This window comes from Hydrogenophaga sp. BPS33, assembly GCF_009859475.1.
GTDB lineage: Bacteria > Pseudomonadota > Gammaproteobacteria > Burkholderiales > Burkholderiaceae_C > Hydrogenophaga.
This window is the reverse complement of sequence record NZ_CP044549.1, coordinates 2,355,777-2,376,263: the sequence shown is the minus strand read 5'-3', so window position 1 is coordinate 2,376,263 and position 20,487 is coordinate 2,355,777. Positions and strand designations below refer to the sequence as shown.

Genomic DNA, 20,487 nt, shown 5'->3' with positions numbered 1-20,487 from the left:
TCCAGGGAGTCCTCCATGAACAAGCACCACCGGCGCGTGGCCGTTGCCACGGCCACGGGTCTTTGCAGCCTGCTGGTCATCGTCTGTGCCCAAGCCCAGATCGTGGCCGACCCCAACGCCCCGGGCCGCCAGCGCCCCACGGTGCTGAGCGCCCCCAACGGTGTGCCCCTGGTCAACATCCAGACCCCGAGTGCTGCCGGCGTCTCGCGCAACACCTACCGCCAGTTCGACGTGAATGGCCAAGGCGCCATCCTCAACAACAGCCGCACGGCCACACCCACCCAACTCGGCGGCCACGTCCCCGGCAACCCCTGGCTGGCCACTGGGTCCGCGCGGGTCATCCTCAACGAAGTCAACAGCACCAACCCCTCGTACCTCAAAGGCCCGATCGAAGTCGCTGGCCAGCGCGCTGAGGTGATTGTTGCCAACCCCGCAGGCATCCAGGTCAACGGAGGCAGCTTCATCAACGCCTCGGCCGTCACGCTCACCACCGGCACCCCGGTGATGAACAGCGGTTCGCTGGAGTCCTTCCGCGTGCGCGGTGGCCAGATCAACGTCGACGGGCTGGGGCTGGACATGCGCGGTGCCAGCCACGCCGCCATCCTGGCGCGCGCCATCGAAGTCAACGCCGCCATCTGGGCCCAGTACCTGAGCGTGGTGGGCGGCGCGGCCGAGGTGCGCATCGAACAAGGCTCGGCCACCGCCACTCCGCAAGTGACTGCCACCCCCATCGCCCCCGACCCCCAAGCCCCCAGCATCCCCAAACCCGTCTTCTGGCTCGACACGGCCGCCATCGGTGGCATGTACGCCGGCAAGATCTTCCTGGTGGGCAGCGAAGACGGCCTGGGCGTGAACCACCGCGGCACCCTCGCCAGCCAGGGCCAACTCACCCTGCTGCCCAACGGCCAGCTCATCAACCAGGGACGGATCTATGGGCAGGACGTCCAGATCGGCAACGCCAGCGAGGTGCGCAACCAGGAAGGCGGCGTCATCGCCGCGCGCGAGAGCCTGAACATCCAGGCCGCTCAGATCCACAACACCGAAGGCGCCGAACTCCTGAGCCTGGGCAAGATGGCGCTCACCGCCACCGAGCGCATCGTGAACCGCTCAGCGCGCATCGAAGCACAGGGCGATCTGGCCATCACCACCCCCGTGCTGGTCAACGCCAACGACCATTTCAGAACCGAACTCGTGGCCGAGCCCGGCCAGCGCTACCTGCGCCTGAGGCACCAGGGGGTGGACTACAAGGCCGAAGAACTGGGGATGAACTTCGACCGGCTGGACCGGTACGAGGACAAGGCCGAATGGCAGGTGCTGCTGCCCTCGGGTGATTACCCCTTTGCCCAGTACCCGGCACTGGCCGCGCAGTGGGCCGTGCCCCTGGGGGGCTGGAGCGGCAGCTTCCAGCTCGAAGCCAGCCGCACCGAAGAGCCCTGCCCGGGATCGGAGTGCAACCCGACCACTCGGGACACCTACGCGCCCGAACACCCGATCTGGCAACGCCTGGGTGTCACACCGTTTGGTCCACCGCCCGAGCCACCACCCCAGGGCGGCTCCGAAGACCCGGCCTGGCAGCAGCAGATGGCGCAGTACAACGCGCACAAGCGCGCACAACAAGACGCGCTGGACCAGAAGATCGGCGCCTACAACGCCAGCGTGGCCGCGCGCACGCTTGAAGACTGGGTGGTGATCGACGCCACGGCCACGGCGTACAACCCCAAGGTGGTGAGCAGCGCGCCGGGGCAGATCGTCTCGGGTGGGGACATGGCGATCAACGCGCGGGGCCAGCTGCTCAACCACAACAGCGAGATCATGGCTGGCGGGGCGTTGAAGGTGCAGGGTGCCAACTTGGAGAGCCGGGGCAGCGAGGTAGTGGCGCGCACCGAGCTCAGCGGGCAGGCGGTCTACAGCTGGCGGCGCGAAGAAGGCCTGTTCAAGAACGACGATCGGCTCTACGAACACAGCCCGTACCAGGCGGTGCAGGAGCGGGGCGTGCCCATCAACGTGGCGCGCAGCCAGGGTGGCCAGGCCATCCCGCCGGTGATGCACAGCGGCTTGTTCAAGCCCAACCCCGATCCCCAAGGCAAGACCTTGATCGAGACCGATCCGTTGTTCACCGATCAACGCCAATGGCTCGGTTCGGACTACCTGCTCAAGGCCATATCGGTCGACCCCAACAGCGTTCAGAAACGCCTGGAGAAACGCCTCGGTGATGGCTTCTACGAACAAAGGCTCATCCGCGAACAAGTGGGCCAACTCACCGGTCAACGCTTCCTGGGTGACTACCGGGACGACGAAGCGCAGTTCCTCGCGCTCATGAACGCGGGGCTGACCTTTGCGCAGGAATTCCAACTGCGCCCGGGCATCACATTGAGCGCGGAGCAAATGGCCGCGCTCACCAGCGACATCGTCTGGCTGGTGGCCGAGGACGTGACCTTGCCCGACGGCAGACGCGAGAAGGCGCTCGTGCCCCGGGTTTACCTGGCACCCCGAGCAGGTGACCTGAGCCCCAGTGGTGCGCTGATCGCGGGCGAGACGGTGAAGATCCACATGAGCGGCGATGTCTTGAACAGCGGCACCGTGGCGGGTCGGCAGTTGGTGCAGGTCACGGCCGGGCGCGACATCGGGCACAGCGGCCAGATCAGCGGTGACGTTGTGGCAATGGGTGCCGGGCGTGACCTGAACATCCAGGGCGGTGAAGTCCACGCCAAGGATGCGATCGTGCTCGATGCCGGGCGCGATCTGAACGTCGCCAGCACCACCCGCACGACCACCACGCAGGCCGGGAACAACACCTTCGAGCGCACCGGCATCGATCGGCAAGCGCGCCTGTACGTGAGCGACGAAGCCGCCGTGCTGCTCGCCCAGGCCGGGCGCGACGTGACCCTCACCGCTTCCGACATCCGCAACGATGGCAACGGTGCCACCCTCATCAGCGCCGGGCGCGATCTGAACCTCGACACCGTGCGCACCGGTGCTACCGACGACCTTCACTGGAACCCCGAGCACCGCCAGCGCACCACACGCAGCGAAGAAACCGGCACGCGCATCAGCGCCGGTGGCGACGTGGGCTTGCAAGCCGGCCAACACCTGATCGCGCGGGCGGTCGATATCGAGGCCCAAGGCGACCTCCAAGCCAAGGCCGAAGGCGTGCTGCTCATCGAAGCCGGCCAAAACACCCTGGAGGCCGACGAACACCACCGCACCGAAACCAAGGGCTTGTTCACCCGCAAAACCGTCACCACCGACGTCCAGGTGCAACAAATCGAATCGCAGCGCAGCCGCCTGCAAGGACGCAACGTCACGCTGGAAGGCGGCGCCACCGTGGTCCGAGGCGCCACCATCGGCGCCGAAGAAGACATCCACATCCGGGGTGAACATCTCGTGCGCCTCGACGCCGCGCAAGACACCCACCAGCACGAGCGCGACACCGAGGTGCGACGCCGGGGTGGCGTGCTCGACAAAGGCGCTCACCAGAGCAAGACCGAGATCGATCAGACCACCCTGCGCAGCCAGGCCCAGGTCGCCGAACTCAACGCTGGCAACGCCATCCACATCGAATCGCCCCAGCGCATCGAACTGCTCGGCGCACGGCTGCAAGCGCCCGACATCTACCTCCGGCGCGGTGTGCCAGCGGAAGCTCCCATCGAAGGCCCCGACGGCCAGAGAGACATCAAAGCCGATCTGCTGCTGGGCGCCGTGGTCGAGCGCGACGTGCACAGCAGCGAACGCCGCAGCGAGAGCGACCGCGTCTGGCAAAGCACGGCCAGCCACGGCCATGAACTGGACACCCTGGTGCCCACCGAGCTGCACGGCAAGGTTCACATCGACCCGGGCCTGCGCATCGGCGTGCAGGTTCCCCAAGGCGCGCCTGTGCGCGAGCAGGCCCGCTTGCTGAGCGAACAGCCCGGCCTGGCCTACCTGGGCGAACTCGCCAAAAGAGACGACGTGGACTGGCAAGCCATCGAACTGGCCAGACGCCAGTGGGACCACGAACAACAAGGCTTGACCGGGCTGGGTGCGGCCATCGTGACCGCCGTCGTGGCGTACTTCACCGCCGGCATGGGATCGGGGGTCGTGGGCAGCACGGCACCGGCGGCGGCGGGTGCCTCCACCACCACCGTGGCGGGCACCACATTGGCCACCACGAGCGCGGCCGGTGTCACCACCTTCACCGCCGCAGGTGCCGCCGTCAACGCCGGCTTCACCGCGCTGGTCAGCACGACGGCCGTGAGCTTCATCAACAACGGCGGCGACCTGGGCGCCGTGCTCAAGGATCTGGGCTCCAGCGAGAGCGTCAAGGCCATTCTCACCAGCATGGTCACCGCCGGGGTGGCGCACAACATCGGCAAATACGTCAGCTTCAACGGCAAGCCCTTGTCGGATATCAAGCTGGCCGACGGCCCAGGCGCTTACCTCGGTAAACAACTCGTTGAACAGACCGGGCGCGCCGTGGTCAATGCGGCGCTGCAGGGCACGGACCTGGAAGACGCCATCGTCGGTGCGCTGGTGAGCAGCGCGCTCACGACCGTGACCGAGTTCGGCTCCAAGACCATTGGTGATCTCACGGTGCGCGATGCCAACGGCAACGTGGTGCTCAACCCCGCCGGCCAGAAGCTCGCACACGCCTTGCTGGGCTGCGCGGCTGGTGCGGTGCAGACTGGTTCTGAAGGCTGCGCGGCAGGGGCAGCCGGGGCCGTACTCGGGCACTTGGCCGCGGAGTGGATCGACGATGGCACGCGATCGAACGCGGACATCGCCAACTTCGCCAAACTCATTGCGGGTCTGGGCGGTGCACTGGTAGCCATGCACACCGATGGCGATGCACAGAGCGTGACGATCGCCTCCACGGCCGGAGAGAACGCGGCGGCGAACAACTACCTCAACCATGTTCGGCCCCATCCACTGCGCTTGTCCGAGGTCGAGCAATTCGCACGCGCCAGCGCCGATTGCGCCACGGGCGATGCCAGCGCCTGCCAACGGCGCGATGCGCTGGCCGATCTGTCTCGGCAACGGGATCGCGAGCTTCAAACCGCGTGCAACGGTGCAACCCCGGCGCTGTGCCAACAGCTCAGCCAGCAGGCCGCGAACATGGGCAATGTGGTGCGAGGACAGCCGGGTCAGTTGGTATGGGCGAACAGCCCCGACTCGGGGTTCGTGCTGAATGTGGCGACCATGGGCACACCGTCGCGACCCGGCAACTTCCACGATCAACAAGCGAACAACACCTCGCAAGCGCTGCTCTTTGCATTGCCCGGGCCGGAAGATCTCGCGGTAGGCGCGTTGCTCCTCACCGCGCCGGGCAAGGTGCTGGCCGAGGTCGTTGTGCAGGGCGGGCAGAAGATGCTGCGCTTTGCCGATGGGGTGCTGGCTCCTGTGGGCAGCCAGCAGGCCAAGCTCCTGGCCGAGGCGCGTGTTCGCAACAACGTCTACAGGGATGGAGGCATCTCGGACCCCACGCGTCCCATGTCGGCAGCGGGGCCCTGGGCGCCGGCGGCCGAACTCTCAACGCAGCAGGCCAACCAACTGGTGGCATTGAGCTTGCCGGTGGGTAGCACGGTCACAGGCATGCGCTCTGCGGATGTGGCCAATGCGCTGGCGAAGACCCATGGCTATGAGGCTCCCTTCGTGCCCGGCTCGTCGATCGTTTCGCTCAATGCCGCGGAAGGCGCGAGTATGGTGCGGGTATATGGTGGCGACTCGACCCAAAGCGGAACCTGGGTAATGCGTGCCGAAGATGTAGCTGGCCTGACAGCGGAACAGATCGCGAGCAAATATGCGTTGCCTCAGATACCTACCAAGATCACCGACGTGGTCCTGCCCAAGGGCGTGACATTGGAGGTCAGCATTGCCGGAAGTGTCTCCCCTGGTGCATCCAAGGGCATCTACACCGGTGACAACGGTGGTGGGGGTGGCGTGCAGTTTCAGATCAAGACAGACGGAAGAGTTCCGTCTTCTTGGTTCATCAACGAAAGGGATCTGCCATGAGCATCGAATACATGTATGGATGGCCGTTGCGACACGTTTACATGCCAAATGGAGATCAACTCGTTCTCATGTACTGCAAGACCGGGAATGAGCCAAAGTTGGCGCTACACACTATGAACCACAACGTCTACCGCCTCGATGTTCAAGGAGAAATCGTCTGGCAAGTTCAGCGCGATGACGGCAACCATCCGCCCGACTGGTGGGAGTCTTTGCACCGGCAGGCCCGCGCAGAAGGGTTTGACGGTGCACGAGAGCCTTTTACCGAGTTCCTTATCGAATATGCCGATGGTTCCAACAACAAGACGCCCATGGAAACCCTGCCGTTGGAAGACAAGTGGGTACCCGGCTGCAGGATCTGGCTACGAGGTTCGGCCTACCAGAAATACCTCCTCGACCCCGACACCGGCATCGCCAAGAACGTGACCAAGCTGCCTGTGCGTCCCTGGTGACATCGCGTCTCCCCGGGCGCATCTCGAGGCATCCACACCGGGGACAACGGTGGTGGGGGGCGTGCAGTTTCAGATTAAAACGATCCCAAAGCAGCCGTCTGAGTTTGAAAGTTGGTTTGCTAACCCGAGAGACATCCTCAAATGAATCCGTCAATCAAAAGGCCAGGAATATGGAAGCGCGTCCATCTACCCGTTGGCGATCTGCTCGTCCTAGCTTCAGCCTATGAGGATGGAGACTTCTTGTCGCTTCACGATATCAACCGCAACGTCTATCGCTTTAACACCCGGGGAGAAATCGTCTGGCAGGTTCAGCGCGAAGACAGCAACCATCCACCCGGCTGGTGGGACGAACTGCACCGCCAGGCCCGTGCCGAAGGGCTTGACGGTGCGAGAGAGCCTTTCACCGAGTTCCTCATCGAGTACGCCGACGGCACCAACAACAAGACACCCATGGAAACGCTTCCATTGGAAGCTAAGTGGATACCCGGCTGCAGGATTTGGCTCCGAGGTTCGGCCTATCAGCAATACATCCTCGACCCCGACACCGGCATCGCCAAGAACGTGACCAAGCTGCCTGTGCGTCCTTGGTGAAATCGCGTCGGTGAGGCTGGTAAGCAGCGCGCTCACGACCGTGACCGAGTTCGACTCCAAGACCACTGGCGATCTCACGGTGCGCGATGCCAACGGCAAGGTGGTGCTCAACCCCGCCGGCCAGAAGCTCGCTCACGCCTTGCTGGGCTGCGCGGCAGGTGCGGTGCAGACCGGGTCGGAGGGTTGCGCGGCCGGGGCAGCGGGTGGCGTGCTCGGGCACCTGGCCGCGGAGTGGATCGACGATGGCACGCGATCCAGCGGAGACATCACCAACTTCGCCAAACTCATTGCCGGCCTGGGCGGTGCGCTGGTCGCCATGCACACCGATGGCGATGCGCAGAGCGTGACGATCGCCTCCACGGCCGGAGAGAACGCGGCGGCGAACAACTACCTCAACCATGTTCGGCCCCATCCACTGCGCTTGTCCGAGGTCGAGCAATTCGCACGCGCCAGCGCCGATTGCGCCACGGGCGATGCCAGCGCCTGCCAACGGCGCGATGCGCTGGCCGATCTGTCTCGGCAACGGGATCGCGAGCTTCAAACCGCGTGCAACGGTGCAACCCCGGCGCTGTGCCAACAGCTCAGCCAGCAGGCCGCGAACATGGGCAATGTGGTGCGAGGACAGCCGGGTCAGTTGGTATGGGCGAACAGCCCCGACTCGGGGTTCGTGCTGAATGTGGCGACCATGGGCACACCGTCGCGACCCGGCAACTTCCACGATCAACAAGCGAACAACACCTCGCAAGCGCTGCTCTTTGCATTGCCCGGGCCGGAAGATCTCGCGGTAGGCGCGTTGCTCCTCACCGCGCCGGGCAAGGTGCTGGCCGAGGTCGTTGTGCAGGGCGGGCAGAAGATGCTGCGCTTTGCCGACGGCGTGCTGGCTCCTGTGGGCAGCCAGCAGGCCAAGCTCCTGGCCGAGGCGCGTGTTCGCAACAACATCTACAGGGATGGAGGCATCTCGGACCCCACGCGTCCCATGTCGGCAGCGGGGCCCTGGACACCGGCGGCAGAGCTCTCAACGCAGCAGGCCAACCAACTGGTGGCACTGAGCTTGCCGATGGGTAGCACGGTGACAGGCATGCGCTCTGCGGATGTGGCCAATGCGCTGGCGAAGACCAATGGCTTTGAGGCGCCCTTCGTGCCTGGGTCGTCGATCGTTTCGCTCAATGCCGCGGAGGGAGCAACAATGGTGAGGGTGTATGTCGATCTCCCCAATCTATCCTCCCAAGTCGGAACCTGGGTCATGCGCGCCGAGGATGTGGCAGGTTTGACGGCAGAACAGATCGCAAGCAAATATGCATTGCCACAAGTGCCTACCAAGATCACCGACGTGGTGCTGCCCAAGGGCGTGACATTGGAGGTCAGCATTGCCGGAAGTGTCTCCCCTGGTGCATCACGTGGAATCTACACGGGTGACAACGGCGGTGGGGGTGGCGTGCAGTTTCAGATCAAGACGGACGGAAGAGTTCCGTCGTCTTGGTTCATCAACGAAAGGTATCTTCCATGAGCATCGAATACATGTATGGATGGCCGTTGCGACGCGTTCACATGCCTAACGGTGATCAACTCGTGCTGATGTATTGCGAGACAGGAGACGAGCCGCAACTGGAACTTCACAAAATGAATCACAACGTCTACCGCCGAAACGCTCAAGGAGAAATTCTCTGGCAGGTTCAGCGCAATGACAGCAACCATCCGCCCGGCTGGTGGGACGAACTGCACCGGCAAGCCCGTGCCGAAGGGCTTGATGGCGCGCGCGAGCCCTTCATGCGAATCTGGGTAGAGAACGCAGACGGCACTTTTCAAAGCGAGCCCGATGGAAGAACCCCCGCCATGGTGCAGACCTGGACATCAGGCTGCACTCTGCATCTTGATGGTTCTGCTTACCAACACTACATCCTCGATCCCGACACCGGCATCGCCAAGAACGTGACCAAGCTGCCTGTGCGTCCGTGGTGACATCACGTCGGTGCGCTGGTGAGCAGCGCACTGACCACCCTGCGCGATTTCGGCTCGTCGCATCACCCGCCCTCCAAGAGGGCGTCACTTCACCTGCTGCTTGCCCAGCTTTCGCGCCAAGGTCCGCCGGTGCATGCCCAGGCGGCGTGCGGTCTCGGAGATGTTGAAGCCGGTCTCGGCCAGCACCTCGTGGATGCGCTCCCACTCCAGCGTCTTGATCGAGCTGGAGCGGTTGGTCAGCTCCACCTCGGTCGTGCCTTGCGCGCGGCCGAAGGCGGCTTCGATGTCGTCGGTGTTCGAAGGCTTGGCCAGGTAATGGCAGGCACCGAGCTTGATGGCTTCCACCGCCGTGGCAATGCTCGCAAAACCGGTCAGCACCACGATGAGCATGTGGGGGTTGTGCCCATGCAAGGCCTGCACGCAGGCCAGGCCCGAGGCATCGCCTTGCAGCTTGAGGTCGACCACGGCCTTGTCGGGCGTGAAGCTGCTCAGTTGCGTGCTCAGTTGTTCCAGGCTGGCGGCCACGCGCACGTCATAGCCCCGGCGTTCGAAGGAGCGCGCCAGGGTGCGCGCGAAGGCCGCGTCGTCTTCGACCAGCAGCAGCCGCCGGCCTTCGCGAGATGGGGTTTCAGCGCTCATCCGTCGGTCCTTCCTCGGGCAGGGTGATGGCGGCCAGCGGCAGCGTGATGCGGACTTCCGCGCCCCCTTCTTGGAGGTTGCGCACGGCGACGGTGCCGCCGAGTGTGCGCGCCACGTTGAACACCAGGAACAGGCCCAGCCCGCCACCCGGCCGGCCCTTGGTGGACTGGTAGGGCTTGCCGATGTGCGGTAGCAGGTGCGCCGCAAAACCAGGCCCCTGGTCGCTCACGGTCAGCACCAGCGCGTCGGCTTCTCGCGCGGCCTCGAAATGCACGGCATCGGGCGAGGCTTCCAGCGCGTTGTCCAGCACGTTGCCGATCATCTGCTTGAGCGCCGAATCGGACACCATGGGCAGGTCGTGGCCGAAGCGGTTGGTGTATCGGAAGCCCGCGCTGGGCCGGCGCTGCCGCCAGGCTTCGACCGCGCCGTCCAGAAAAGCGCAGACCGTGGTTTCGCCCGAGGATTCGGAACGCGCCTCGCCGGCCGAGAGCAGGATGCCGCTGACGATGGCCTTGCAGCGCGCCACCTGCTCCTGCATCTCGGCCACTTCATGGGCCAGTTCGGGTTCGGAGCTGAAGTGCGGCAGGTGCTGCCAGTCGCCGAGGATCACGGCCAGCGTGGACAGCGGAGTGCCCAGCTCGTGCGCCGCACCCGAGGCCAGCAGGCCCATGCGCACCACGTGCTCTTCTTCCGCAGCGCGCTGGCGCAAGGCAGCCAGTCGCAGGTCGCGCTCGCGCAGGTTGGCCACGATGCGGGTGATGAAGGTCACCAGCAGCGCCGCATTGAGCGCGAAACACACCAGCATGCCGAGCACGTAGGGGCTGGCCAGGCCCTGGTGCAGATCGGGCGACAAGGGCAGCGGCACGGCGAACACCGCCAGGCCGGCGAAGCACAGCGTGGTGACACCCACCATGGCCCAGGTGGCCCAGGCGGGCAGCAGCACCGCGCCCAGGATCACCTGCAGCAGGTACAGGAACACGAAGGGGTTGCTCGCGCCGCCGCTCAGGTAGAGCTGCGCGGTGAGCGCGCCCACGTCCACCAGCAGGGCCAGCAGCAGCTCGGCATCGGTGACGCGCACGCGGGTGCGCCAGCGCAGCAGCGACACGACATTGAACACCACGAGACCGGCCAGCACGGCGAACATGTGCTGAATGGGAATGGTGATGTTCAAGCCATAGTGCACGACCTCGATCGTCATCACCTGGCCGAACACGGCGATCCAGCGCAACTGGATCAGTTGCTGCAGGTTCTTCAGGCCGGCGGCCTGGTTCAGGTCAACGGCGGTGTGCGAGGTGGCGGAGGTGGCTTGGGCAGCGGTCACGCTGCGATTGTGGCGGCCTCGCAAGGCTCAGGCCACCAGCGAGGTTTTTGCGGCCAGGGGCGGGGAACGTCCCACGCCGTCGCGCAACAGGTAGGCCGCGGCCACCACGGCCATGAGCGCCATGCCGAACCAGGTGAGCGCGTACACCAGGTGGCTGTCGGAAAACCGGAGCACCGTGAGTCCGCCCACCGGCCAGGCAGCGGCCTGTGGCGTGGCTTCGGCGTCCACGAAGAACGGGGCCACGCGGGCCATGGGCAGGCCGCGGGCGGTGGCGATGGCGGCCACGTCGCGCGAATGCCAGCGGTCGGCGTTCGCATCGTTCTTCCGCAGAAAGCCGCCGCCGGGTTCGGACAATCGCAGCAGGCCGGTGACCGTGACCTGCCCATCGGGTGCGGGAGCACCTCGGGCCGCAGGGTCGCGTTGGGCGGAGGTGATGAAGCCACGGTTGACCAGCACGGTCTGGCCATCGGCCTGGCGCAGCGGTGTCACCACCCAGAAGCCCGCGCCACGTTCGGTGACGGCTTGCACCAGCGCTTCGTCGGCGTGCAGGAACTCGCCCTGCAACCGCAGGCGGCGGTACTCGAAGGCGGCGGGGTCGGCCTGCACACGCGGCCATTCGGTGATGGGCGGCGGCGCGACGGGCGCGGCTTGCACGCGCGCCTCGACGCGGGCGATGAGATCGTGCTTCCAGCCCATGCGCTGCACCTGCCACACGCCCAGCGCCACGAACACAGCGGTGAGCAGCGAGGCTCCCAGCAGGATGAGCGCGAGGCCGCGCCGCGAACGGGTCATGACGGCAGATGTCTGTGCATCTCGTGCGACGGCATCATGTTGGTGTTCATGTGGAACATGACCCAGAGTGTGCCGGCGATGGCGATGGCCACGAAGACCACGGTGAAGATGGTGGAGAGCATGGTCCAGCCGCCTTCGACCTTGCCGTTCATGTGCAGGAAGCACACCATGTGCACCAGGATCTGCAGCACCGCGAAGCCGCCGAGCACCAGCACCGCGGTGGTGCGGTGGCTGATCACGTCGCCCATGACCAGCCAGAACGGGATCGCGGTCAACACGATGGAGAGCACGAAGCCGACCATGTAGCCCGAGAAGCTGCTGTGCGGCGCGCCATCGTCGTGCTCGTCATGGTCATGGTCGTGGTGGTGGTGCCCGTCGGCGTGGACATCGTGTGCGCTCATCACAGCACTCCCATCAGATAGACAAAGGTGAAGACACCGATCCAGACCACGTCCAGAAAGTGCCAGAACATCGAGAGGCACATGAGGCGGCGCTTGTTCTCGCGCGTGAGGCCGTGCTGGGCGATCTGGATCATCAGCACCACCAGCCAGATACAGCCGAAGGTGACGTGCAGACCGTGCGTGCCCACCAGCGTGAAGAAGGCCGACATGGCCGCGCTGCTCTGGGGCGTGGCGCCCAGGTGGATGAGATGCTGGAACTCGTAGAGCTCCAGGCCCAGGAAGGCCAGGCCGAAGACACCGGTGACGGCCAACCAGGCCAGCGTGCCGCCCTTCTTGCCCTGCTGCTTCTGCAACATGGCAAAGCCGAAGGTGATGGAGGACAGCAGCAGGAAGGCGGTGTTGATGGCCACCAGCTTCAAGTCGAACAGCTCGGCACCGCCGGGGCCACCGGCGTAGCTGCGGCCCAGCACGCCGTAGGTGGCGAACAGGGCGGCGAAGATGAGGCAGTCGCTCATCAGGTACATCCAGAAGCCCAGCGCGGTGCCGTTCTCTGGATGCGGTTCGTGTTCGAGGTGGTAGGCGCGCGGAGCGCCCGTCACGGGAATGGAATGGGCCATGTCAGATAGGGGCAAGCTGCTGGGTGCGCACGTTTTCGGTGGCGCTCACTTCTTCCGCGGGGATGTAGTAATCGCGCCGGTAGTTGAAGGTGTGCACGATGGACGCGAGCACGATGGCCGCGAACGAGCCGATGGCCAGTGGCCACATGTGCCAGATCAGCGCGAAGCCCCAGACCAGCGAGAGCAGCGCGATCACCACGCCGGCCGCCGTGTTCGACGGCATGTGGATGGCCTTGAAGCCGGTGAGCGGACGCTGGTAGCCGTGCCGCTTCATGTCCCACCAGGCATCGATGTCGTGCACCACCGGCGTGAAGGCGAAGTTGTAGGCCGGCGGTGGCGAGGACGTCGCCCATTCCAGCGTGCGGCCGTTCCAGGGGTCGCCCGTGTGGTCGCGCAGTTGCTCGCGCCGCAGGTAGCTCACGCCGATGCAGATGAGGAAGCAGGCGATGCCGATGGCCACCAGCACCGCGCCGAACAGCGCGATCTGGAACCAGATCTGCAGCGAGGGATCTTCGAAGTGGTTGACGCGGCGCGTCACGCCCATGAGGCCCAGCACATAGAGCGGCGTGAAGGCGAACCAGTAGCCCAGCAGCCAGAACCAGAAGGACAGCTTGCCCCAGAATTCGTCGAGCTGGTAACCGAAGGCCTTGGGGAACCAGTAGACCATGCCGGCGAACAGGCCGAACACCACGCCGCCGATGATCACGTTGTGGAAGTGCGCCACCAGGAACAGCGAGTTGTGCAGCACGAAGTCGGCCGGCGGCACGGCCAGGAGCACGCCAGTCATGCCGCCCACCACGAAGGTGACCATGAAGCCCACGGTCCAGAGCATGGGCACGGTGAAGCGGATGCGGCCCCGGTACATGGTGAAGAGCCAGTTGAAGATCTTCGCCCCGGTCGGGATCGAGATGATCATGGTCGTGATGCCGAAGAAGCTGTTGACGCTGGCGCCCGAGCCCATGGTGAAGAAGTGGTGCAGCCACACCAGGTACGACAGGATGGTGATGCACACCGTGGCATAGACCATCGAGGTGTAGCCGAACAGCCGCTTGCCGCTGAAGGTGGCCACGATCTCCGAGAAGATGCCGAAGGCCGGCAGGATCAGGATGTAGACCTCGGGGTGGCCCCAGATCCAGATCAGGTTCACGTAGAGCATGGGGTTGCCGCCCAGCTCGTTGGTGAAAAAGTTGGTGCCGACGTAACGGTCCAGCGACATCAGCACCAGCGCCGCGGTGAGGACCGGGAACGAGGCGACGATCAGCGCGTTGGTACACAGCGAGGTCCACACGAACACCGGCATCTTCATCAGGTTCATGCCCGGCGCGCGCATCTTGATGATGGTCACCAGCAGGTTGATGCCCGAGAGCGTCGTGCCCACCCCCGCGATCTGCAGCGCCCAGATGTAGTAGTCCAGCCCGACCCCGGGGTTCTGCTGGCCCAGCGTGGACAGCGCCAGCCAGCCAGCGGTGGAGAACTCGCCCAGGAACAGCGAGACCATCACCAGCACGGCGCCGGCGGTGGTCATCCAGAAGCTGAAGTTGTTGAGGAAGGGAAAGGCCACGTCGCGCGCGCCGATCTGCAGCGGCACGAGGTAGTTCATGAGGCCCGTGACCAGCGGCATGGCCACGAAGAAGATCATGATCACGCCGTGGGCGGTGAAGATCTGGTCGTAGTGGTGCGGCGGCAGGTAGCCCAGGTTGTCGCCGAAGGCCATGGCCTGCTGCAGGCGCATCATGATCGCGTCGGAGAAGCCGCGCAGCAGCATCACGATGCCCAGCACCATGTACATGATGCCGATCTTCTTGTGGTCGATGCTGCAGAACCAGTCGCGCCACAGAGGGCCCCAGAGGCGGTAGCGCGTGATCAGCGCGAGCATGACCACACCGCCGAGAACGACGGCGAGGAAGGTCCAGAGCAGGATGGGCTCGTGCGCCATGGGCACGGAGTCCCAGCTCAGGCGCCCGAGAAGCCAGTGGGGCGCGGCGGAGGGTTCGGCAGACACGGACATATCAGTTGTTCAGGAGATCGAAGGATTCGGATGCGGTGCAGACGCTCTGCCCGGAAGCAGCCGCCAGGGCGACGCCAGCGGCGTGGGCGCGGTTGCGCCGCGCGTCCTGGGCCATCACCTCGTGCATGCAGGCCTTGCCCTCTTCCACGCAGAGGTTGAGTACGCGCCGGTACAGGGATTCGTCCACCGAGGCGAAGCGGGCCACCGGGTCGCGCTCGCTGGGCTTGGCCAGTGCGAGGTAGGCCTCGCGCGAGAGGGTCTGGCCGCTGGCCCTGGCCTTGTCCACCCACTGCGCGAAGCCCTCTTCGCTCATGCCGTGGAACTTGAAGGTCATGCCCGAGAAGCCCGCGCCGCTGTAATGCGAGGACATACCCTGGAACACGCCGGGCTTGTTGATGATGGCGTTCAGCTCGGTCTGCATGCCGGGCATGGTGTAGATCATGCCGGCCAGGTCGGGCACGTAGAACGCGTTCATGGTGGTGCTCGACGTGAGCTTGAAACGGATCGGACGGTCCACCGGCGCGGCCAGCTCGTTCACCGTCGCAATGCCCTGCTCGGGCAGGATGAACAGCCACTTCCAGTCCAGCGAGACCACCTGCACTTCGAGCGGCTTCACGTCGGCGGGCAGGGACTTGCCAGCCGAAATGCGGTCCAGCGGACGGTAGGGGTCGAGCTTGTGCGTGGTGATCCAGGTCAGCGCACCGAGCGCGATGATGATCATCAGCGGCGCGGCCCAGATCACGAGTTCCAGCTTGGTCGAGTGGTCCCAGTCGGGCGCGTAGTCGGTTTCGGCGCGCTGGCTGCCCTGCCGGTAGCGCCAGGCGAACAGGAAGATCAGGAAGATCACCGGCACGATGATCAGCAGCATCAGCACCGTGGCGATCACCACCAGCTGGCCTTGCTGGGCGGCGATGTCGCCGGCGGGGTTGAGCACGACCAATTTGCTGCAGCCGGCCAGGAAACTGGCCAGCATCAGCAGAATCGATCCACGGAACAGGGCGGTAAGTCGCATGCAGAGTGAGAGGGTGCGGTCGAACACCCGCACCCGGGCAAACCCCAGTTGCGGAAGACCTGGTCAATGTAGCCCTCGGGTCGGCGAAGCGCGATTGGACGTTTTGTCCCAGGTCCCTCGCCCAACCGGCGTTTCTGCAGAACGCGGGTTTATAGTGACTTTCGCCTTTTTGCGGCCACCCCTTTCGTGGCCCATGTCCCTCGGAGCCCGCCCGATGTCCAGCATCCGCCACGCCACCCCTTCCGGCCCCTCGTTCGACCCCCACGGCACGCCGCGCGCCGAGGGCGACCACCACCTGCCTGCCAGCAGCGACGTTGCGCCTGGCGACATCGCCGTGGGCGTGGTCATCGGGCGCACCTCCGAGTACTTCGACTTCTTCGTCTACGGCATCGCTTCGGTGTTGGTGTTCCCGGCCGTCTTCTTCCCCGACCTGTCCCGGCTGGACGGCACGCTCTGGGCCTTCGCCATCTTCGCCCTGGCGTTCGTCGCGCGCCCCATCGGCACGGTGATCTCCATGGCCGTGCAGCGGCGCTGGGGCCGGGCCACCAAGCTGACCATCGCCCTCTTCCTCCTGGGCAGCAGCACGGCGGGCATCGCCTTCCTGCCGGGCTACGCCACGCTGGGCGCCGGTGCGATCGTGCTGCTCTCCATCTTCCGCATCGGCCAGGGCCTGGCGCTGGGCGGCTCGTGGGACGGCCTGCCCTCCCTTCTCGCGCTGAACGCGCCGCCCCAGCGGCGCGGCTGGTACGCCATGCTGGGCCAGCTGGGTGCGCCGCTGGGCTTCGTGCTGGCCACGGCGCTGTTCGCCTACCTCTACGCCAGCCTGTCGCAGGAAGACTTTCTCTCCTGGGGCTGGCGCTACCCGTTCTTCGTGGCCTTCGCCATCAACGTCGTGGCCCTGTTCGCGCGGCTGCGCCTGGTGGTCACACACGAATACGAGCGCCTGCTGGACCAGCAGGAACTCGAACCCGTGCCGACCCGCGAGCTGCTGAGCAGCCAGGGCTACAACGTGTTCATCGGCGCCTTCGCGGCGCTGGCCAGCTACGCGCTGTTCCACCTGGTCACGGTGTTCCCGCTGTCGTGGATCCAACTGTTCGCGGAGCAGACGATTTCCGAATTCCTGCTCATCCAGATCGTGGGCGGCTTCCTGTGCGCGGGCGGCATCGTGGCCTCGGGCTGGATCGCCGACCGCCACGGGCGTCGCCGCACGCTGGGCACCCTGGCGGTGCTGATCGCGGTGTTCAGCGGCTTTGCACCGACCCTGCTCAACGGCGGCACGCTGGGGCAGGACGTGTTCATCCTCGTGGGCTTCATCCTGCTGGGCCTGTCCTATGGCCAGGCTTCGGGCACCGTCACGGCGAATTTCTCGGCGCGGTTCCGCTACACCGGCGCGGCCTTGACGGCCGACATTGCCTGGCTGGTTGGCGCCGCCTTCGCGCCGCTCGTGGCGCTGGGCCTGTCGGCGCATTTCGGGCTGGCCTACGTGGGGCTCTACCTGCTCTCGGGCGCTGGCTGCACGCTGGCAGCGCTGTACCTGAACCGGGCGCTGGAGACGCGCAACTGAGGACGTGGGTCGCGCGGCCGAGCGCGTGTGGCGCTCGCATGTGGCGCTCGTGCTGCGCGCCGAGGAAACCTTGTGAACTGGCGCACGGACTCCTATGATCCAAAGCCGTTTTCTCTTGAGGAGATGCCGCATGGAGCGATTCCAGGGGGGCTGCCTGTGTGGCAGCGTCCGCATTGAAGCATCGGGCCGTCCCTACCGGGTCGGCCTGTGCCATTGCCTCGACTGCCGCAAGCACCACGGCGCGCTCTTTCATGCCTCGGCGGTGTTTCCCCAAGACGCGGTGACGATCAAGGGCGACATCCGCGACTACGCCGGACGGTTCTTCTGCCCGCGCTGTGGTTCGACCGTGTTCGGCCGCTCGGGCGACGAGGTCGAAGTGAACCTCGGCGCCCTCGATGCACCCGATCAATTCGTGCCGACGTACGAACTCTGGACCGTGCGCCGCGAGTCCTGGTTGCCGCCGTTTCCACTGGCGCACCACTACGAACATGATCGGGAAGACACGGGTCGCTTCGAAGCGTGAGTCACGCCTCTTGGAAGCGCGCCCATGACGCCTGCGGCGCACGGCGGCACGGCGGCACGGCGGCACGGCAAGGTCATCCCCAGATCACATCGAACCAGTCAGCGAGCGGTTCGGGGTCGTCAGTGATCGGCGCGTCCGTCCCTGGCGGCGGTGTCCGGGCCGGCTCAGGCGCAGGGGCACGGTCATCGGACAGGAACGACTCATGCTCCCGCGTGCGTTGCACTCGAGTGAGTCGATCCAATGCTTGTCGCCCTATCGCTTCTGGCACATGCATCTGCGGCTCATGCATCTGCGGCGGGTCGGGGTCCACGAACACGGTGTTGGTGTTGGTGTTGGTGTTGCTGCCGTTGTGGGCATCGACGGACTCACCAAAGGGCACCGCTTGCCACTCGAAAGATCCGAACACACCCTTTCCCCAGCGCTCGTCCTTCATCAAGCGGGGATTCAGGGGGAAAAGTCCCAGCCCGTTCCGCGCCTTGATCTCTGCCAGCCTCGTCGCGAGTCCGTCGCCGCACGCCCGAAAGGCTGGCGAAGCAGCGATCCAGGACACCAACAAGGGCGAACAGTAGGTCGGGCTGACGGCAGACAACAGGTCCTTCAGAAAATCGTGTTTATCCAGCGGCGAAACAAATTTGTCATGGACTTTCATCAACTCGGTGGAGAGCGCTTGGAAAGCCAACCCAAGACGTTGCTTTTGCAACCCCATAGGGTTCCGTCCACCCAGGTTCACCCAGTTCGGCGCGAGCCAACCCAGATGCACGAGCACCGCCTTGAAGGCCCGGGTACGCGACTCGGTACTTCCGAAACTCAGCGCATAGTGCTCAACCACTTTGACCATCGTGCAGGTTGAGTTCGCGGATTGAAAGCGCAAGCCGCTAGGCCACGAACCGCTGTAGGAACCGGGGCCGTAGTAGTGGCATGACCCCATCAGAAAAGCGGAGTCGGCAGGGTCGTAAGGGTCAAGATACTTGAGCTTGTTCAGTGCCACCAGCTCCAGGGGTTTCGGGATCGACGCCATGGACTCTCCCAGGACCCGAAGTGATTGGCTCACGCCATCCCAGTCCCCCTTTTCGCCTCGATCCCTGAAAGCCGTCCTGGCTTTCTTCACCGCCGCACCGACCTCCTTCTTTGTGAGCGGCGTCTTCAAGATCAACGGCATGTCAGGAGAGACGCTGTCCGGTACCACGTAAGGCGGCAGATACGGCGCGGCGAACACGGCGTTGCTGCTGTTGCTGTTGCTGTTGTTGTTGGCAAGGACATCGGGAACCTTGCCCATCGGTTGCGCAGCCGCGCCCATGTCGGGAATAACCCATGTGCGTATGGCAGGCGCTGAGGACCCGGTTTCTGGAGCCGAAGCGGTGCGCGGCCGCTGCTGGTGCCGATCGCGGTCGGCCGCTTCCTCGAGGTCACTTCCACGTCTGCGCTTTTCACCAGTGCCACCTGGCTGGCCCTGATCGCTTTGAGGCCCTGCAGGGTGATGGCCCTTGGCGCTGTTGGATTGCATGGGGAAAAGCGCCGCACCCGGCCCCGCCTGAATGGCGTCGAGATGCAACTTCAGATACCCCCCGCACAATGCAAAGACCGGGAGCTGGGCGATCCCGGACGCCAACAAGGGCGAGCAGTAAGCCGGCGTGACAGCAGAGAGAAGGTCATTCAGAAAAGCGGCCTTCTCGTGCTGGGCGAGCGTGGCGTAAACGCTGGTCAAAGCGTCGGACAAATGCCACAAGGCATTCAGCACCTGTCCGTCAATTTCCTGCTTGGGAGGTCCCCCATCCGGATGCCACGTCGGAGCCAGCCAACTCAGGTGCACCAACGCCGCCGCCAGCGCCTCGGCACGCGACGCCGGAAGCCGAGAATCAGCTGCATAGTGTTCAACAAGCCGGTGGGTGGACACTGGATCTCCCGCTGCTTGAAAGCGCAAGCCGCCATTCCAGGGGCTGTCATACGGTGCCCCGTTATGGTAGTGGCAAGCCCCCATCGCAAATGCCATGCAGATGCGATTGAAAAGGCCCAGGTGCTTGAGCGCAGCGTCCTCCAGCGCCGAAAGGGCCTTGCCTTCTGTTGCTGGAAGACGGAGCAACGCCATGGTCTCTCCAAGGGTCTTGAGCACCGCTGCTGCGCCCACCCAGTCGTCGCGCACATAGAGATCCCCGAAGGCTTCGCCTGCGCATCTCACGGCCGCATCGACGTCCGCCACCGTGCGCGGCATCTGTAGAACGAACGGCATGGCAACTTGCTGTTGATGCGTATGGCTCGGATACATCTGCGCATGTTCCTCCTGCGCAGAGGGATCGACCGTCAGGTCCACAAAGATCACCCCATGGGGGCTCGGATGGGCCCTGGGCACATGGCCTTCCACCGGGGTCGTGCCGGTCTGCGGTTGCGCGCTCGCCCGGGCTGAGGCGCCCGCTTGCTGTGATGGGAATGTTTGCAGCGGCGTTCTGTGGATGTTCATGCCGCGTCAGTACCTTGGGCACTGCAAGTGTTCCCCGCCCCTTCACCATGATCGCGCAGTGCCACATGCACGTGTATGTGCACCAAGCGTGAGCAAATGGCCAGTGCGCGCCCAGCCTCGCCGAGTTCGGCGCGACCGAGTCGGGCCGCACTGCCCAGGAAATGGCCG

15 protein-coding genes are annotated in these 20,487 nt (G+C 65.0%); 7 read left to right on the top strand and 8 right to left on the bottom strand.

Going from position 1 to position 20,487, the window contains the following annotated elements; genetic code table 11:
* Nucleotides 1–15 precede the first annotated feature (15 nt).
* The 5 genes from F9K07_RS11060 (at nucleotide 16) to F9K07_RS11040 (ending at nucleotide 8,987) form a co-directional block, all read left to right on the top strand.
* On the top strand, nucleotides 16–5,988 hold the full coding sequence (locus F9K07_RS11060; RefSeq protein ID WP_159592847.1) for a two-partner secretion domain-containing protein: 5,973 nt from the start codon (nucleotides 16–18) through the stop codon (nucleotides 5,986–5,988).
* Complete coding sequence (locus tag F9K07_RS11055) at nucleotides 5,985–6,437, top strand: hypothetical protein (RefSeq protein ID WP_159592844.1); 453 nt, start codon at nucleotides 5,985–5,987, stop codon at nucleotides 6,435–6,437. The genes F9K07_RS11060 and F9K07_RS11055 overlap by 4 nt, the downstream gene beginning before the upstream one ends.
* A 240-nt stretch (nucleotides 6,438–6,677) precedes the next feature.
* A complete protein-coding gene (locus F9K07_RS11050; RefSeq protein ID WP_159592841.1) occupies nucleotides 6,678–7,028 on the top strand; it encodes a hypothetical protein in 351 nt (116 codons plus the stop codon).
* Between the two features lie 10 nt (nucleotides 7,029–7,038).
* Nucleotides 7,039–8,535: a DUF6862 domain-containing protein gene (locus F9K07_RS11045; protein ID WP_159592838.1), complete on the top strand. Its 1,497-nt coding sequence runs from the start codon at nucleotides 7,039–7,041 to the stop codon at nucleotides 8,533–8,535.
* The gene (locus F9K07_RS11040; RefSeq protein WP_159592835.1) at nucleotides 8,532–8,987 is read left to right on the top strand and encodes a hypothetical protein; all 456 of its coding nucleotides are present in this window, start codon (nucleotides 8,532–8,534) and stop codon (nucleotides 8,985–8,987) included. The genes F9K07_RS11045 and F9K07_RS11040 overlap by 4 nt, the downstream gene beginning before the upstream one ends.
* A gap of 84 nt (nucleotides 8,988–9,071) precedes the next feature.
* Here the strand turns inward: F9K07_RS11040 and F9K07_RS11035 are convergent, their stop codons facing one another.
* The 7 genes from F9K07_RS11035 to cyoA are packed head-to-tail and all read right to left on the bottom strand — an operon-like array spanning nucleotide 9,072 to nucleotide 15,777.
* Nucleotides 9,072–9,626 carry a response regulator transcription factor gene (locus tag F9K07_RS11035; RefSeq protein ID WP_159592832.1) on the bottom strand — a complete coding sequence of 185 codons (555 nt, stop codon included), beginning with the start codon at nucleotides 9,624–9,626 and terminating at the stop codon, nucleotides 9,072–9,074.
* On the bottom strand, nucleotides 9,616–10,947 hold the full coding sequence (locus tag F9K07_RS11030; protein ID WP_236581884.1) for an ATP-binding protein: 1,332 nt from the start codon (nucleotides 10,945–10,947) through the stop codon (nucleotides 9,616–9,618). The genes F9K07_RS11035 and F9K07_RS11030 overlap by 11 nt, the downstream gene beginning before the upstream one ends.
* Nucleotides 10,948–10,974: 27 nt before the next feature.
* The gene (locus F9K07_RS11025; protein ID WP_201451545.1) at nucleotides 10,975–11,739 is read right to left on the bottom strand and encodes an SURF1 family protein; all 765 of its coding nucleotides are present in this window, start codon (nucleotides 11,737–11,739) and stop codon (nucleotides 10,975–10,977) included.
* A complete protein-coding gene (gene cyoD, locus F9K07_RS11020) occupies nucleotides 11,736–12,140 on the bottom strand; it encodes a cytochrome o ubiquinol oxidase subunit IV (protein WP_159592829.1) in 405 nt (134 codons plus the stop codon). Before cyoD ends, F9K07_RS11025 begins: the two co-directional genes overlap by 4 nt.
* Nucleotides 12,140–12,757 (bottom strand): cytochrome o ubiquinol oxidase subunit III, encoded by a 618-nt coding sequence (gene cyoC / locus F9K07_RS11015; RefSeq protein WP_159592826.1) that lies wholly within the window; start codon nucleotides 12,755–12,757, stop codon nucleotides 12,140–12,142. Before cyoC ends, cyoD begins: the two co-directional genes overlap by 1 nt.
* 1 nt (nucleotide 12,758) lies before the next feature.
* Nucleotides 12,759–14,759, bottom strand: coding sequence for a cytochrome o ubiquinol oxidase subunit I (gene cyoB / locus F9K07_RS11010; protein ID WP_201451544.1), 2,001 nt, complete (start codon nucleotides 14,757–14,759; stop codon nucleotides 12,759–12,761).
* A gap of 7 nt (nucleotides 14,760–14,766) precedes the next feature.
* The gene (cyoA, locus tag F9K07_RS11005; RefSeq protein ID WP_159592820.1) at nucleotides 14,767–15,777 is read right to left on the bottom strand and encodes a ubiquinol oxidase subunit II; all 1,011 of its coding nucleotides are present in this window, start codon (nucleotides 15,775–15,777) and stop codon (nucleotides 14,767–14,769) included.
* 214 nt (nucleotides 15,778–15,991) lie between these two features.
* Here cyoA and F9K07_RS11000 point away from each other — a divergent pair, with 214 nt between their 5' ends.
* Both F9K07_RS11000 and F9K07_RS10995 read left to right on the top strand, forming a co-directional pair.
* Nucleotides 15,992–17,341 (top strand): MFS transporter, encoded by a 1,350-nt coding sequence (locus F9K07_RS11000; RefSeq protein WP_159592817.1) that lies wholly within the window; start codon nucleotides 15,992–15,994, stop codon nucleotides 17,339–17,341.
* 130 nt (nucleotides 17,342–17,471) lie between these two features.
* Entirely contained in the window at nucleotides 17,472–17,864 is a 393-nt protein-coding gene (locus tag F9K07_RS10995; RefSeq protein WP_159592814.1) for a GFA family protein, read from the top strand.
* A 73-nt stretch (nucleotides 17,865–17,937) separates the two neighbouring features.
* Here the strand turns inward: F9K07_RS10995 and F9K07_RS10990 are convergent, their stop codons facing one another.
* A complete protein-coding gene (locus tag F9K07_RS10990) occupies nucleotides 17,938–20,319 on the bottom strand; it encodes a hypothetical protein (protein ID WP_159592811.1) in 2,382 nt (793 codons plus the stop codon).
* Nucleotides 20,320–20,487: the final 168 nt, after the last annotated feature.